Consider the following 14,500-nt stretch of genomic DNA (forward strand, 5'->3'; position numbering starts at 1 on the left):
CCCGCCCGCGGACTGTTTTGCCCTGGCTCCCCAGGGCCTCCGGCGGGATGCCAGACCCGCCGAATCCAAGACAAAGGATGTGATGACCTGTGGCAGAAGAAGCCCTGTTGACAATGCGGGGAATCTGTAAATACTTCCCCGGCGTCCGCGCGCTGGAGAATGTGGATTTCACCCTGCACTCCGGTGAAGTCCACGCGCTGGTCGGCGAAAACGGCGCGGGAAAATCCACCCTGATTAAGGTCCTGACCGGCGTCCACGCAAAGGACGGCGGCAAGATCGCCATGGAGGGCAGGCCCATTTCCCCCTCCAGCCCGCTGGAGGCCATGAAGTGCGGCATTTCCACCGTGTATCAGGAGGTCAACCTGTGCCCCAATCTGAGCGTGGCGGAGAACATCTTTATCGGCCGTGAGCCCAAAAAGGCGGGCGGCATCGACTGGAAGACCATCAACCGCCGGGCCGCGGAGCTGCTGACTACGCTGAATCTGAACATTGACGTGACAAAGACGCTGGGGAGCTACTCGGTGGCCGTCCAGCAGATGATTGCCATTGCCCGTGCGGTGGATGTGGACGCAAAGGTGCTGATCCTGGACGAGCCCACCTCCTCCCTGGATGAGGAGGAGACCCAGCGCCTGTTCGCAGTGGTGCGCAAGCTGAAGGCCCAGGGCCTGGGGGTCATCTTTGTCTCCCACTTCCTGGATCAGATCTATGAGCTCTGCGACCGGATCACGGTGCTGCGCAACGGTGAGCTGGTGGGCGCCTATGCCGTGGCAGAGCTGCCCCGGGTGGAGCTGATCTCCAAGATGATCGGCAAGGAGCTGGGGGATATTCAGAGCATGGGCAAAAACACCGCCCTGTGCGGGGACGAGGTGCTGATCGAGGCCGACGGACTCTCCGCGTTCGGCCGTATCCAGGATTTTGACCTGCAGATCCACAGGGGCGAAGTCGTGGGCTTTGCCGGCCTGTTGGGCTCAGGCCGCACGGAAACGGCAGAGCTTCTGGCCGGCGTGGCCAAGCCCGAACAGGGCGCACTGCGGATGAACGGCCGGGAAGTCCATTTCAACTCCCCCCTGGACGCCATGCACCACAAGATCGCCTTTTGCCCGGAGGACCGGAAGATCCAGGGCATCATCGGGGACCTCTCCGTCCGGGAGAACATCATCATCGGCCTTCAGGCCAAAAAGGGCATGTGGAACCACATTCCCCTGAAGGAGCAGGAGCGGATCGCCGACGAGTACATCAAGCTGCTGCAGATCAAGGTCTCCTCTCCGGAGCAGCTGATCCGCAACCTCTCCGGCGGCAACCAGCAGAAGGCCATCATCGCCCGCTGGCTGGTGACGCAGCCGGATCTGCTGATCCTGGATGAGCCCACCCGCGGCATCGACATCGGCACCAAGACGGAGATCCAGAAAATGGTGATCCGGCTGGCCCGGGAGCAGCACATGTCCATCATCTTCATCTCCAGCGAGATTGACGAGATGACCCGCACCTGCACACGCCTGGCAGTCCTGCGGGACCGGCGGAAGGTGGCGGAACTGACCGGCGACGACATCAACTCCGACCGGGTGATGGCAGCCATTGCAGGAGGTGCCTAAATGATGGGAAGAGTGAAAAAGGTGACGTCCAACCACCTGTTTCTGCCGCTGTTTGCCCTGGCTCTGCTGCTGGTGTTCAACGCGTTTGCCACCCCCGGCTTTTTTGCCATTGAGTTCCAGAACGGCCAGTTTTACGGGCGCATTATTGACATTCTCAACCGGGCTTCGATCCTGGTGATCTTGTCCATGGGCATGACCTTCGTCATCGCCACCGGGGGCATCGACATCTCCCAGGGCTCTGTCATCGCCATCTCCGGCGCCATCTGCTGCTCTCTGATCGGCGGAGCAGGGGACGGCACCGCCAATATGCCGCTGCTGCCGGCCTGTCTGATCGCCGTGCTGGTCTGCGCCCTGTGCGGCGTGTGGAACGGCTTCCTGGTCTCCAAGCTGAAGATCCAGCCCATGGTGGCCACACTGATCCTGCTGACCGCCGGACGAGGCATCGCCATGCTGATTACCAAGGGGCAGAATGTCACCGTGTACTATGAGCCCTTCACCTACATCGGCACCACCATTCCCGGCAGCCCCCTGCCTACCACCATCTTCATTGCCGCCCTCATGGTGCTGTTTGTGGTTCTGATCCAGAAAAAGACGTCTGTGGGACTGTTCGTCCAGGCGGTGGGCATCAATGCCAACGCCGCCCGGCGCACGGGCCTCAAGGTCTCCTCCATCATCTTTATGGTGTACGTCTTCTCCGGCATCTGCGCCGGCATTGCCGGACTGATGGAATCCTCCATGATCGCGGCGGCGGACCCCAACAACGCCGGCCTCAACATGGAGATGGACGCCATCTTGTCCGTGGCCCTGGGCGGAATGCTTCTCAGCGGCGGCAAATTCTACATCGGCGGCTCCATCATCGGCGCCATCACCATCCAGACGATGACCACCACGCTGTACGCGCTGGGCGTCTCCTCGGAGCAGCTGCCGGTATACAAGGCCCTTGTGGTCATTTTGATCTGCCTCCTCCAGTCCGAAAAATTCAAGGGTGTTCTGGAGAAGCGCACAGCAGAAAAGGCGGTGAAGCAGAGATGAAGCAGAAGAGCAGCCTGAAAGACCGCCTGGTCGGTTCCCGGTATTTTTCCTTCGGCATCACCCTGAGCCTGTTCGTGCTGCTGTATGTGGTCGGCATGATGAACTACCGGGGCTTCATGAAGCCCCAGGTGTTCTGCAACCTGCTGATCGACAACGCGGCCCTGATTATTGCCACCATCGGCATCACCTTTGTCCTGCTGATCGGCGGGATTGACATCTCCATCGGCTCTGTGGTGGCGCTGACCTGTATGTCGTCGGCGCAGATGCTGCAGAACACGGGCCTGCCCGCGCCCGCCGTCATCCTGATCGTGCTGGCCATGGGGGCTGTGTTCGGCCTGGTCCAGGGCTGGCTGATTACGGAATTCAACATGCAGCCCTTCATTGTCACGCTGGCGGGGCAGTTCTTCGCCCGCGGCATGACGGCGATCATCTCCCGGGAGACGATTGTTATTGACAATCCCGTGTACACCTCGCTGGCGTCTGCGCGGATCTATGTCCTGCCCGGCGGATTCATCTCCGTGGGCGTGGTGATCGCGCTGGTGACGCTGGTTGCGGCCACATTGGTGCTGAAGTTCACCCGGTTCGGCCGGAACATCTACGCGCTGGGCGGAAATGAGATGTCTGCGCAGCTGATGGGCCTTCCCACCAAACGGACGAAAATCCTCGCCTACGTGGTGTGCGGCTTCTGCTCGGCGCTGGCCGGTGTGGTCTACTCCCTCATCATGCTCTCCGGGTATCCCCTCCACGCCGTCAGCATGGAGATGGACGCCATCGCCTCCTCCGTGATCGGCGGCACGCTGATGTCCGGCGGCGTGGCCTTCCTGCCAGGCACCCTTCTCGGCGTGCTGATCCAGGGTGTGATCCAAACCTTCATCACCTTCCAGGGGACGCTCTCCGCCTGGTGGACGCGCATCATCATCGCCCTGCTGCTGTGCCTGTTCATTGTGATCCAGGCGGTGGTCAGCCGCAGCCGGCAGCGCCTCAACTCTGAGCACTGATTTTTCCCAATCTTCTTTTCTTCTTTTTTCCGGCACAGTCACCAGGCACGTCCTGGTGGCTGTGTCCATTTCAGGAGGTTTCGGCATGGACGCTTTACTCATCAAAACCGGCGGGCTGCTGCTGATCGTGGCGCTGGGATACCTTCTCAAGAGACGGGGCGTCTTTCAGCAGGGCGATGCCCGTCTGCTGTCCAGGATCATCGTCAACCTGACGCTGCCGGGGGCTCTCCTCTCCAGCTTCAGCGAATTCAGGCTGGTGCCGTCCCTGCTGGCGGTTCTCGCCGCGGCAGCAGCCGCCAATGTCCTGCTGCTGGCTGTCTCCGCCCTGGTGACCCGGGGGCGGCCGGGGCCCGTCCGGGCGCTCTACCTGCTCAACGCCCCCAGCTACAACATCGGCACCTTTGTCCTGCCCTTTGTGCAGAGCTTTCTGCCGCCGGACATGCTGCTGGCCGTCTCCATGTTTGACGCGGGCAACAGCCCCTTCAACTGCGGCGGCGCCTATGCGCTGACGGCCGCCCTCACCGGCGGGGAGCGCCTGACGCTCCGCTCCGTTCTGGGAGTGCTCCGCCCGCGCCCTTTGACACCTTTTTGGTCATCCTGCTCCTGGGGCTGCTCGGCCTGCGCCTGCCGCAGCCGGTTTACACCGTGGCGGGGATGTTCGGTCAGGCCAACGCCTTTCTGGCGATGCTGATGATCGGATTGCTGCTGGAGCCGCGGATCCCGCAGGAGAGCCGGTCCGATGTTCTGCGGGTGGTCCTGCTGCGCTATGGATTCGGCCTGGCGGCCTCCGCCGTCTGCTGGATGCTGCCGCTGCCCGCCGGGGTCCGGCAGGTGCTGGTGCTGAGCCTTCTGGCGCCGGTGCCCTCTGTCTCCCTGGCCTACTGTGAGCGGTGCGGCTGTGATTCCGGCGCCGTGGGGGCGATCCACTCCCTCTGCATCCCCATCAGCCTGGCCTTTACGCTGCTGGTGTGCCTGATGTGATGGCGCCCGCTGCTTATGCTCCGGGGCAGCCCACCTCAGGAAAATCTGGAGGCCGCGGCTGTTGGGAAGATGGACGCTTGCGCGTCTGGATTTATGGGCTGTTTCTGCCTAAAAGGTCCCCGGGCCAATGCCCGGGGACCTTTTAGAAACTTAGAAGATTAGAACTTAAGGCCGGAGATATCAATCACAGCGCCTTTGTAATCCTTCTCAGTTGTGCCCTGCTTAGCAAAGACAACCGTTCCATCTTCCAGACCAACAACTGCGGCGAAGTTGTTATGACCACCGTCCGCATCGTAAACCTTCACCATAATAAAAGCGATGTTTTCGATTTCGTCGGTTTCGATGGAAGGATCGCAAATTCTCTTGACAGCAGTTACGAACTCATCATAGCTCGTAAAGTCTGTGCTTCCGCCGAACCACTGTTCAGCACCAGCCTCGTAATCACTCCAGTTATCCGCGGTAATGGCAGTCAGCTTACCAGACAGGGTGATCTTGCCATTTTCGAGGCTCTGATCCAAGCCTGTGGAGGGCAGGGTGTGCCACTGATCCTTGGACGGATCAGAGTCATTCATAATGTCCTCCACATCCTCAGGAGTCGCCGGCTGTTCACCGACACCAGGGACCGTCTTGCTCGCATCGTACTTGAACTCAGTCGTGAATCCGGTCCGATCGTTTTCTGCGGTGAAAGTATACACTTTTCCACTGACCGTCTTATCGGTCACGGTGTAACCAGCATCTTCCAGAGCGGCCTCGATAGCGACCAGGATATCTTCGGTAGAAGGCTCATCTCCGGTGTAAACAACCTTCACATCGGAAGGATCATCCAGATTGGCGGAGATGTCGTTATCAACGCTGGGCTTAGAGGGCTTCTTGTCGTCCACTTCCTCGATCACCAGGTACTCGACCAGGTACTCATCCACAACAGCGTAGACCTTGTCGTTGCTGTCCTTGGAGACAGAGCGGTAAGAGCTGGACTCAATGTTGCCGTCCTCGTCCACATAGAAGAACTTGGCGTCATCGGCCACAGAGATGGTCTCGTTCTTGCCCTTGGTATCCAGGATAACGGTGTAGTCAGCAGAGACCTTATCCACGCCGGAGCCGGTCAGATACTGCTTGGTAGAGCCATCGGTATAAGTGGTATAAGCATTCAGCTTGGTGATAACGCCGTACTTGTCGACAGAATAGCTCTTGAACATGCCGTTCTGGGTCTTGCCGAGGCTCTCGTCGACCTTCACGGTCTTGACCTCACCGTTGACAACGGCCTGATACTCGTAGTAGTCGCCATCCTTGTCATGAATCAGGTTGGAGACGGACTCCTTGGCCAGGAACAGGGTATCCTTGCTGCTGTCCTCAATGATGGAGCTATCCTGCACGAAGATAAACATGACAGTAGCCATCTTGCCGGACTTGCAGTAAGCAAATGCTTCGACTTTGGCGCTGGAAGAAGCGCTGATGGTGGGAGCGTTCTTGATGCCGGTATAGACGCTGTAATCGTCGTTGCTATCGTCATACACCACGAACACCGTACTGCTGTTGGAAGTCACAGTCGTACCACGGGTCAGGGTGATGCCGGCCTTGTCGTTGATCATGGAGAAGTCGGTCACGCCGTCAGTATACGCACTACTACCATCGCCGAAGTTGACCTCATTGTTGCTGTCAGTCTCGTAGACCTTTTTGGAATCGACAGGCTTCAGGGTGTAGTCGCCATCTTCGTCCACACGATAGGTAACGATGGTGGCATTGGTGATCTTATCTTTGCCGTTGCTGTAGTTCTCAGTGGTGTCAACGACCTTCTCAGTGCCGTCGGCGAACACCAGCAGAGCGCGGTTGCTGGAGAAGTTGCTCTTATCCTGGGTGTCGACCAGCAGGGCGTAGTCACCGATCTCGTCGTTCTGCTCGACATAGATCATGTAGCCATAGGCATCCAGATAAACAGTGTATTCCTCATCCACGCTGACATTGCCGATGTCCTCGCCAGCGATCATCTTAGAGGCGTTGTACTTGGTGCCGCCGATGGTGAGGGCTTTCTTCACGTCCTCGTCCTTCACGCTGTTCTCAGCGCGGGTTACGGTACCAGTGACCTCCTCAGCCAAAGCCACAGACTTGACTTCATCAGCAGACTGGGAGTAGGTGTACAGGACATAGGCGTCGTCCTCGAAGGTCTCGGCGGTTTCAAAGTCCTCGACACCATTTGCACCGTCGGGCTTCACATCCTCAACAGCGATCTCCACATAGGCGTCCTTGTTGCCCTTGGCAGCCACGGAACGGTTGATGGTGCCCACATAGGTGTTCACCATAGTGATCACGACGGTGTCGTCGTCATCATCATAGAAGACCTCGGTCAGAACGCCGTTGGCGCCGAACTCGGTGTCGTCGTCGTTCTTGGTGATGTCAACAGCCTTGTCCTTCAGCTCAGCGCCGTCCTCATAGACGGTGACGTCCTTCTTGTCCACGCTGCTGCCCAGGTCCAGGTCGGCATAGATATCGTCCACGGCGACCTTGGCGGTGTAAGAAGCGTCAGCCTCCTTGGCGTAGGTGCCGATCTTCTCGGCCTTCAGACGCCACACGTTGGCGGGACGGGCGAAATCATCCGTGCCGTCGGACAGCTTCAGATCGTCGAAGTAACGCTCGGCGAACTGCATCTTGTTGTCCTCGCTGATGCTCTCGTTCTTGTCGTTGTTGACAACATCCTTCCGGCTGGAAGTGGTGTTGATGGTGATGTCACCCACAACGATGGTGTTCTGCTGGTCATACTCCACCATGGTGGCCTGCAGCATGTTGAACGCATACAGGGCAGCCTCCTGGCGGGTCACGGCCTTGGAGCCCACGAACTCGTCGTTGCCGTCGTCCAGGCCAATGCCCACGGCCTGCTTGATGACGGACACGGTCCAGTTGGCGCCGGTGTAGCCCTCGATGGAGCTGTCATAGCCCAGAGCGCCCAGCAGCATCTTCATGAACGCATTGCCGCTCAGGGTGCCGGTGGGACGGAAGGTGCCGTCAGCATAGCCGCTGATGATACCCTGCTGAGAGCAGTAGGTGATGTAGCCCGCGAAGGTGTTGGTCACGGGAACATCCTTGAAGGGGGCGGTGCTGGCCGCCAGAGCGGATGCGGTGGTGGGGCCCAGGATCAGGTTGCAGATGATCTTGGCGGCCGCACCGCGGGTCAGGACATCATCGGGACGGAAGTCGCCGCCGGAATAACCGTCGACAACGCCCAGAGCAGAGATCACATCCACAGCTTCCTTGTAGGTGATCTCGCTGTCGTCCGTGAAGTCCTTGGCGCCGGCGCTGACGGTGACCAGAGACATGGTCATCACCAGAGCAAGCACCAGAGAAAGGAACTTCTTCATTTGGGATTTCTCCTCCTTTAAAATATTTGCGGTCCGCCGGTATGCCTGCCGCCGGGTCTGAGATTCGTGTGGGGGCTAGCCAACCAACTTGTGTCGGCCTACACCAACCACAGAGCCGGCCGCCAGTGACACTCCCGCCGTCCGCAACGCCAATGTATCAGTGTTTTTCCGGATTGTCTACGGATTCGGCGCGATTGTTATTCAAACGAAACACGCCGTTCAAAAGCGTCTGATTCGTGGTAATTTATGTAACAAAAGTTGTGGATTTCCAAAAAAGAGAGAGGCGGGAAACCGGGGCTGCCCGGTCTCACGCCTCCTTCTGCAAGAGGATGTATTTCTGCCCGTCCTTGGCGATCTGGTGCTCCGCCAGCATCCGCTGGAGAATGGGCCAGCACTGGCGGGGGCCGATTCGCAGCACCCGGGCAATGTCCTGGCGGTAGGCAAACCCCGCTTCCGACAGGTACGCCAGGATCGCCTGCTCCTGGTCCTCCGGCGGCACCACCGTGCTGGGCAGGTAATAGCGGTTTCCCACTTTGGTCAGCTTTCCCCGGGCCACCATCTGCCGAAGCCGGTTGTAGGCCGTGTTCTTGGAGACCCGCAGAAGGGCCATCACCTCATTCCGGGTGATGGAGCCCTGGCGCCGGACAACGTCCAGCACCTGGTTCTCGCCGCCCACCCGGATGTCGTAGTCCAGGCGCAGGTCCCGCAGGGAGAGATCGTCCAGCCCGCCCTGCACCAGCGCCGCCCGCACCAGCTTGGACAGGCGGGTGCGCTCATAGGGGCGGCGGCTGCGGGGGGACATCAGGACCCACTCCGCCTCTGGCGGCGCCGCCTTGCGCAGCTTCTGGAGAATGGACAGGACGCCGCTGGTCAGGCGGACCTGCCGGTCCGGCAGGATAAGCCGCTCCTTCTGCAGGTCCACCTGGTCCCACCGCAGCGACGCGATCTCCTCCACCTGGAGCCCCAGCTGCCAGGTGAGCCACAGGGCCGCCCCGGCGGGGGTGTCCTGTTCCGCCTGCAGCAGCTTCCAGAGGGCGAACTCGTCGATCTGCGGCGCTGCCTTCCGGCGGATGCGGGTGGAGACCTTCTTCTCCGTCAGGTAGGCCGCGAAGTGGACGTTCATGGCGGCGGCCTCCAGCCCGGTGATCCGGGAGACGTACTGCCAGTCGTGACGTTCCAGCTGCCGCAGAACGTAGTCGTGGCGCAGGTCGATCAGGCGGACGGCCTTCAGGTCCCCGGCGTCCAGCGCGGCGCGGGCCAGGCGGGAGATGGACTGGGCCGCCAGGGGCTGCTGGTCCCGGTCCGACAGCACCACCCGTTCGCTGCTGCCGTTCCGCTCCCGGCGCAGGGCCTCCAGCCAGGCGGCCAGCTCCGGGGCCAGCGGGACCGCCCGGTCCGGCAGCAGGAGCTGTTCGCCCAGCAGATCCACCTGAGCCCAGGTGAGGTGCTGGATTTCGTCCCGCATCAGACCGGCCATCCACGCCAGCCGCAGGATGGCTCCCGCGGCATCATTTGTATGCTCTTCCAGCACCCGGCAAAGCAAGGCTCCATCGGGGCGGTTGAGCGTGTAACTCTGCATGGCCTCTCCTTGTTTTGTTACGCTTGTGTGTCACAAAAATGACCTTCCTGCTTTTGGAAGTCTGCGGATACCGGAATCTTCTCTATAAGCTAACGTTTTTTGTGACAATTGTTATGCACGTGAAACCGCTTTTGAAAAAACTCCTAATCCATTGCACCACAATGGATACGGAGATTTTCTCGCTCAAAATATACACTATAAGATAACTAAAATCAATATCTTATAGCATATTTTGAATGGACACGTTCCAGAATAGACTTATTCTAAAAGGAGCGTGAAACAGATGACAAAACAGGAGCGAGTCGCCATGGGGCACCGGCTGCGGCAGCAGAGGACCCTTCTGGGCCTCACCCGGGAGGAGTTTGCCGAGCTGGCGGATATCAGCGCCGGCTATTACGGCCAGATCGAGGTGGGGACCTCGCAGATGTCCATTGACACGCTGATTAAATTATCGAAGACGTCGCAGCTCTCAATGGAGTATATCCTTTTGGGAGAGGAGATTCAGCCCGATGCGGATCTGACCGCCATAGAGGCCCTGCTGGCCCGGTGCACGCCCCGGGAGGTCCGGCTGGCTGAGAAGGTCCTCCGGCTGTTTCTGCTGCGGGGAGACGCATAGCGGGCCTGCGGCGGCCGGATAGATCTGCGCCCGCTGGGTTGAAAAACCGGATCCACTTCTTGATTCGGCGGCCGCCATCCACTAAAATAGGGAGGTAAACCCGCAGGACGGAGAAACGGATATGCGAGAAAGGACGGGATCCCATGGAACTGCAGAAGGGACAGAAGTGCAAACTGGCGGACCTGACCGGAAGCGGACAGCTGCGAATCTCCGTGACGGTGTCCCTGCCGGGGAGCGAGGCGGACGTGACCTGCTTCGGCGTGGACGGAGCGGGGAAGCTGTCCGACGACCGTTATTTTATTTTTTACAACCAGACCAGTTCGCCGGAGGGCGCCGTCTCCATGCACCAGTCCGGGGAGTCCACGGTGTTCTCGGTGGACCTGAACCGCCTTCCGGGCTTCCTGCAGAGGCTGGTGGTGACGGTGGCGGCGGAGAGCGGCACCATGCAGGCGCTGGCTCGGGGACTCCTGACGCTGGAAGGAGAGTTGGACCGGGCGGCCTATGTCTTCACCGGTGCGGGGTATCAGCAGGAGAGGGCCCTGATTCTCTGCGAGGTGTACCGCAAGGATGGGATTTGGCGCTTTTCCGTGGTGGACAGCGGCTTCAACGGGGGACTCTCCGCCCTGCTGGCCTACTTCGGCGGGGAGGAGGTCAAGCCTGACCCGCCGACCCCGGCGCCCGCTCCGCCGGAGCCGAAGGTGAATCTCTCCAAAATCAGCCTGAAGAAGAGCGGAGAGAGCCACAAGATCGACCTGACGAAAAACCGTCGGCGCATCCACGTGAACCTGAACTGGGACCAGCGGCGGGGCCTGTTCAGCCGGGGCATCGACCTGGATCTGGCCTGTATGTACCGGCTGAAGGACGGGCGGCAGGGGGTCATCCAGGCCCTGGGCAACAGCTTCGGCGCCGCCGATCAGCCCCCCTACATCAAGCTGGACAAGGACGACCGCTCCGGCGCCAGCGCCAACGGCGAAAACATGGACTTCTTCCGGCCGGAGCTGATCGACTTCGCCGTGGTTTTCGCCTTCATCTATGAGGGCGTGCCCAACTGGCGGTCCACCAACGCCCGGGTGGTGTTGAGCCAGCAGGGGGCGCCGGATATTGAGGTCCAGATCGACAACCCCAACAGCAACGAACGGTTCTGCGTCCTGGCCAGCCTCACCGGCCGGGACGGCGGGCTGGAGGTCCGGCGGGAGGACTTGTTTTTCAACAGCCACCGGGCTGTGGACGCCCATTACCACTTCGGCTTCCGCTGGGTGGCGGGCCACAAATAACACGGGAGAGGAGCCGAAGTCATGTTGGATTTGCAGCGGGGACAGAAGATCTCCATTCAAACCGTCTGCCGGACCTGGACCCTGGAGGTGGAGCTGCGGCATCAGGGGCCCCTGGCGGTCGACGTGTCCTGCTTTGGCCTGGACAGCGCAGGCCGCCTCTCCGACGAGCGGTATTTTCTTTTCTATAACCAGCGGCGCTCGCCGGAAGGGGCCATGGCCCTCTCTGAGGGAGCATCCGGCGGAACGGCCCGATTCCAGGTGGATCTGGCGGCCCTGCCGGACCATATCCAGCGGCTCTCCTTCACTGCCGCCATTGACGGCGGCCGCACCCTGCGGGAGCTGGAACAGGGCAGCATCGGTCTGTGGGTCAGAGGGGAGGAGATGGCCCGGTATGCCTACGCGGGGAACGAGTTCTCCGGGGAGCGAGCCATCGTGGCCGGCGAGCTCTACCGGAAAAACGGGGACTGGAAGTTCAGCGCCGTGGGCCGGGGCTTCAACGGCGGCCTCCGGGCCCTGGTGGAGAGCTTCGGCGGCGTGGTGTCAGACCCGGTCCCGCCGCCTCCGCCGCCTGTCCGGACAGCTGTGTCTGCCCGGACAACCCGGCAGCCGGCCGCGCCCGCCGGCGGTCCGCCTCCTTCCGTGGGGGACATCCTGCGCTCCCTGCCGCCCCATGTCTGCACCCGCATGGAGGGGCTGGCCCGCCGCTGCCAAGGGGACCTGGACTTCCTGGCGCCGTTGTACAAAGCCTCCTTTGCAGCACTGGCCCAGGTGCCCCGGGCAGCGGAGAGGGACCTTCAGACGGTCCTGTGCGCCGATGCCTCCGGCTCCATGTTCGACCTGTACCGCGGGGGCCGGGTCCAGCAGATGTTCGACAAGTTCTTCGCCCTGTCCTCCACCCTGTCAGACAGCGGCGCCCTGGACTGCTGGGCCTTTGCTGCGAAGAGCCGCCAGCTGGAGCCGGTGACGCTGGACAACATCCGGGACTACACCTTCTCTCAGGCCGGCGGATACGAGCGGTGGATGAGCATGCTCAACTACCAGTACAACAACGAGCCGGAGGCCATGCGGGACATCATGATGATCTACGGCGGCCTGCGCAGGCCCATTCTGGTGCTGTTCCTGACGGATGGCCGGTTGCAGTCCGACTGGGAGATCGAGGAGATCCTCATCAAGACCTCCCGTTTCCCCGTGTTCTGGCAGTTCATCGGCCTCTATGGCGAAGAGTACGGCGTGCTGAATCACCTGGATGAGATCGACGGCCGCCACACCCAGAACGCCGCCTTTTTGAAGATGGAGGATTTCGACGATTTCATGGACAGCGGATTTTACCGGACCATTTTCGCAAACACGGCCGCTTGGCTGGAGGAGCTGGACCGGAAGCAGATGCTGCCGTAGAGGAGATGCGCTGGGGCGGATGCTATTTACGGGGCAGCAGGGGGCGGGAGCCGAGGCATGGGACTTTTTCGGGTGTCAAATGATGCGGAGACTGTGAAAAGCCCCTGGGATGGAACCCGGCGCATCAGGGATTTTGCCGCTGGGCATTGCGCACTCCAGCTGATGCGGCCCTGCGGGATACCCCTGGTTGCCCGGAGCGGCAGGCCGTGAGGCTGCGGGATGGCTGTGCCTTCGGATGCGGCACGTCTCCATGCTTCTGTCAGGGGCCATCCCGGCGCTCTCGGGTTTGCGTTACCCCCTTGCCCGGACAGGAAAAAGAAGGTATAATCATTTTGTTCCATCACAGCGGGCGGACAGCCCGCGGCAAGGAGAAACTGAGGAGGTCTTCTTATGCTGTGCACGAGAGAAGTCACGGTCCAGGTCCCTGACGGCCTGCACCATCAGACGGCGGCCCGGTTCATCCAGACTGCCAACCGCTTTACCAGCGTCGTCCGCGTCGTATACGGCGACAACAACGTCAATGCCAAAAGCCTGCTGGGTGTGCTCTCCCTGTCCATCGGAGCGGGGACGCGGATCACGATCACCGCAGACGGAGCGGATGCCGGAGAGGCGCTGGATGCGCTGGAGCAGTGCCTTGCCGGGGCGTGAGCCTTTGGAGCAGACCTGATCTCCTGAATCAAAGAGGGGCCGCTGGCAAAGCCGGCGGCCCCTCTTTACAGAAATGCGCGGGGACCGGACAGGCATCCGGTCCCCGCGCACTCTGAGATTGATCGTCTGACAAGCGTCAGTCTGCCGTCTCCTCCCGGCCGACCTTCACGCCCATCTTGTCCTCGTAATACTTGACCAGCGCCGCCTGGTCCTCGTCGATGTGGCCGTTGTCGTTCATCCAGTCCATCACATGGAGGACCACATCTGTCAGCGGCGTGTCGATGTCCAGCTTGTGGGCATAGTGCTTGGCGTTCAGGATGTCCTTCCGGTGGACGGCGATCCGCGCGCCGGGGGTGTAGTCCCGCTTGATGATCTTGGGCACCTTGTTGTCGTACATGGGACCGCCGGCAAAGCCGCCCCGGGTGGCCTCGAACGTGGTCTGCAGGTCGATGCCCGCCTTGGCCGCGAAGGCATAGCCCTCCGCAATGGCCACCAGGATGGCGCCGCCGATCATATTGTTCACCAGCTTGGTGACGCTGCCGCTGGCGGGACCGCCGGTGTAAACGGGACTGCCCATGCACGCCAGGACCGGCTTTACCTTGACAAAGGCCTCCTTGTCGCCGCCGGTCATAATGGCCAGCGTCCCGGCGATGGCCATGGGGTTGCCGCCGCTGACCGGGGAGTCCAGCAGGAACATCCCCGCGTCCTTGGCCTGCTGGTACAGCTCCAGAATGATGTCCGGTGCGGTGGAGCTCAGGTCCACAATCACATTGCCGGGCTTGCCGTACTGGATGGCCTGCTCCACGCTGTTGCGGATGATGGGATGGGTGGGCAGGATCTGGAGGATCACGTCGCAGGCCTTGTAGATTTCTGCCGGGTCACTGACGGGGATGCCGCCTGCCTCCCGGAAGGCGTCCATCTGCTGCTGGACCACATCGTAGCCCAGCACGGGCAGCCCGCACTTCTGCACCACGTTTTTCGCCATAGGCAGTCCCATGACGCCCATTCCCAAAAATCCGATTTTTTGCATATCCA

At 61.0% G+C, this 14,500-nt stretch carries 12 protein-coding genes; 9 read left to right on the plus strand and 3 right to left on the minus strand.

Annotation, left to right across the window (positions count from 1 at the left end; all coding sequences use genetic code 11):
* Nucleotides 1-113: 113 nt before the first annotated feature.
* From ACLTXB_RS01150 to ACLTXB_RS01170, 5 genes are all read left to right on the plus strand, one after another.
* Nucleotides 114-1,592, plus strand: a complete 1,479-nt coding sequence (locus ACLTXB_RS01150) for a sugar ABC transporter ATP-binding protein (protein ID WP_412260888.1) — start codon at nucleotides 114-116, stop codon at nucleotides 1,590-1,592.
* Nucleotides 1,593-2,624, plus strand: coding sequence for an ABC transporter permease (locus ACLTXB_RS01155; RefSeq protein ID WP_428226066.1), 1,032 nt, complete (start codon nucleotides 1,593-1,595; stop codon nucleotides 2,622-2,624).
* The gene (yjfF, locus tag ACLTXB_RS01160; protein WP_021748032.1) at nucleotides 2,621-3,622 is read left to right on the plus strand and encodes a galactofuranose ABC transporter, permease protein YjfF; all 1,002 of its coding nucleotides are present in this window, start codon (nucleotides 2,621-2,623) and stop codon (nucleotides 3,620-3,622) included. The genes ACLTXB_RS01155 and yjfF overlap by 4 nt, the downstream gene beginning before the upstream one ends.
* A gap of 85 nt (nucleotides 3,623-3,707) precedes the next feature.
* The gene (locus tag ACLTXB_RS01165; RefSeq protein ID WP_428226067.1) at nucleotides 3,708-4,313 is read left to right on the plus strand and encodes an AEC family transporter; all 606 of its coding nucleotides are present in this window, start codon (nucleotides 3,708-3,710) and stop codon (nucleotides 4,311-4,313) included.
* Entirely contained in the window at nucleotides 4,313-4,603 is a 291-nt protein-coding gene (locus tag ACLTXB_RS01170) for a hypothetical protein (RefSeq protein WP_428226068.1), read from the plus strand. Before ACLTXB_RS01165 ends, ACLTXB_RS01170 begins: the two co-directional genes overlap by 1 nt.
* A gap of 158 nt (nucleotides 4,604-4,761) precedes the next feature.
* Here the strand turns inward: ACLTXB_RS01170 and ACLTXB_RS01175 are convergent, their stop codons facing one another.
* A complete protein-coding gene (locus tag ACLTXB_RS01175; protein WP_428226069.1) occupies nucleotides 4,762-7,953 on the minus strand; it encodes an S-layer homology domain-containing protein in 3,192 nt (1,063 codons plus the stop codon).
* A 307-nt stretch (nucleotides 7,954-8,260) separates the two neighbouring features.
* Nucleotides 8,261-9,532, minus strand: a complete 1,272-nt coding sequence (locus tag ACLTXB_RS01180) for a DeoR family transcriptional regulator (RefSeq protein WP_276896604.1) — start codon at nucleotides 9,530-9,532, stop codon at nucleotides 8,261-8,263.
* 283 nt (nucleotides 9,533-9,815) lie between these two features.
* Between ACLTXB_RS01180 and ACLTXB_RS01185 the strand changes: the two genes are divergently transcribed.
* From ACLTXB_RS01185 to ACLTXB_RS01200, 4 genes are all read left to right on the plus strand, one after another.
* The gene (locus ACLTXB_RS01185; RefSeq protein ID WP_021749716.1) at nucleotides 9,816-10,148 is read left to right on the plus strand and encodes a helix-turn-helix domain-containing protein; all 333 of its coding nucleotides are present in this window, start codon (nucleotides 9,816-9,818) and stop codon (nucleotides 10,146-10,148) included.
* Between the two features lie 143 nt (nucleotides 10,149-10,291).
* Nucleotides 10,292-11,422, plus strand: coding sequence for a TerD family protein (locus ACLTXB_RS01190; RefSeq protein ID WP_412260835.1), 1,131 nt, complete (start codon nucleotides 10,292-10,294; stop codon nucleotides 11,420-11,422).
* Between the two features lie 21 nt (nucleotides 11,423-11,443).
* On the plus strand, nucleotides 11,444-12,817 hold the full coding sequence (locus ACLTXB_RS01195) for a VWA domain-containing protein (RefSeq protein ID WP_021749718.1): 1,374 nt from the start codon (nucleotides 11,444-11,446) through the stop codon (nucleotides 12,815-12,817).
* Between the two features lie 390 nt (nucleotides 12,818-13,207).
* Nucleotides 13,208-13,465, plus strand: a complete 258-nt coding sequence (locus tag ACLTXB_RS01200) for an HPr family phosphocarrier protein (protein WP_021749720.1) — start codon at nucleotides 13,208-13,210, stop codon at nucleotides 13,463-13,465.
* A gap of 136 nt (nucleotides 13,466-13,601) precedes the next feature.
* On the opposite strand, the gene ACLTXB_RS01205 is transcribed toward ACLTXB_RS01200, so the two are convergent.
* Nucleotides 13,602-14,495, minus strand: a complete 894-nt coding sequence (locus tag ACLTXB_RS01205) for an NAD(P)-dependent oxidoreductase (RefSeq protein WP_287967063.1) — start codon at nucleotides 14,493-14,495, stop codon at nucleotides 13,602-13,604.
* Nucleotides 14,496-14,500: the final 5 nt, after the last annotated feature.

This window comes from Flintibacter sp., from assembly GCF_046973065.1.

What these genes read in the sequence shown, in the direction of transcription:
- ACLTXB_RS01150 (WP_412260888.1), top strand. Translation starts at nt 114, where the DNA reads ATGCGGGGAATCTGTAAATACTTCCCCGGCGTCCGCGCGCTGGAGAAT.
- ACLTXB_RS01155 (WP_428226066.1), top strand. Translation starts at nt 1,593, where the DNA reads ATGATGGGAAGAGTGAAAAAGGTGACGTCCAACCACCTGTTTCTGCCG.
- yjfF (WP_021748032.1), top strand. Translation starts at nt 2,621, where the DNA reads ATGAAGCAGAAGAGCAGCCTGAAAGACCGCCTGGTCGGTTCCCGGTAT.
- ACLTXB_RS01165 (WP_428226067.1), top strand. Translation starts at nt 3,708, where the DNA reads ATGGACGCTTTACTCATCAAAACCGGCGGGCTGCTGCTGATCGTGGCG.
- ACLTXB_RS01170 (WP_428226068.1), top strand. Translation starts at nt 4,313, where the DNA reads ATGATCGGATTGCTGCTGGAGCCGCGGATCCCGCAGGAGAGCCGGTCC.
- ACLTXB_RS01175 (WP_428226069.1), bottom strand. Translation starts at nt 7,953, where the DNA reads ATGAAGAAGTTCCTTTCTCTGGTGCTTGCTCTGGTGATGACCATGTCT.
- ACLTXB_RS01180 (WP_276896604.1), bottom strand. Translation starts at nt 9,532, where the DNA reads ATGCAGAGTTACACGCTCAACCGCCCCGATGGAGCCTTGCTTTGCCGG.
- ACLTXB_RS01185 (WP_021749716.1), top strand. Translation starts at nt 9,816, where the DNA reads ATGACAAAACAGGAGCGAGTCGCCATGGGGCACCGGCTGCGGCAGCAG.
- ACLTXB_RS01190 (WP_412260835.1), top strand. Translation starts at nt 10,292, where the DNA reads ATGGAACTGCAGAAGGGACAGAAGTGCAAACTGGCGGACCTGACCGGA.
- ACLTXB_RS01195 (WP_021749718.1), top strand. Translation starts at nt 11,444, where the DNA reads ATGTTGGATTTGCAGCGGGGACAGAAGATCTCCATTCAAACCGTCTGC.
- ACLTXB_RS01200 (WP_021749720.1), top strand. Translation starts at nt 13,208, where the DNA reads ATGCTGTGCACGAGAGAAGTCACGGTCCAGGTCCCTGACGGCCTGCAC.
- ACLTXB_RS01205 (WP_287967063.1), bottom strand. Translation starts at nt 14,495, where the DNA reads ATGCAAAAAATCGGATTTTTGGGAATGGGCGTCATGGGACTGCCTATG.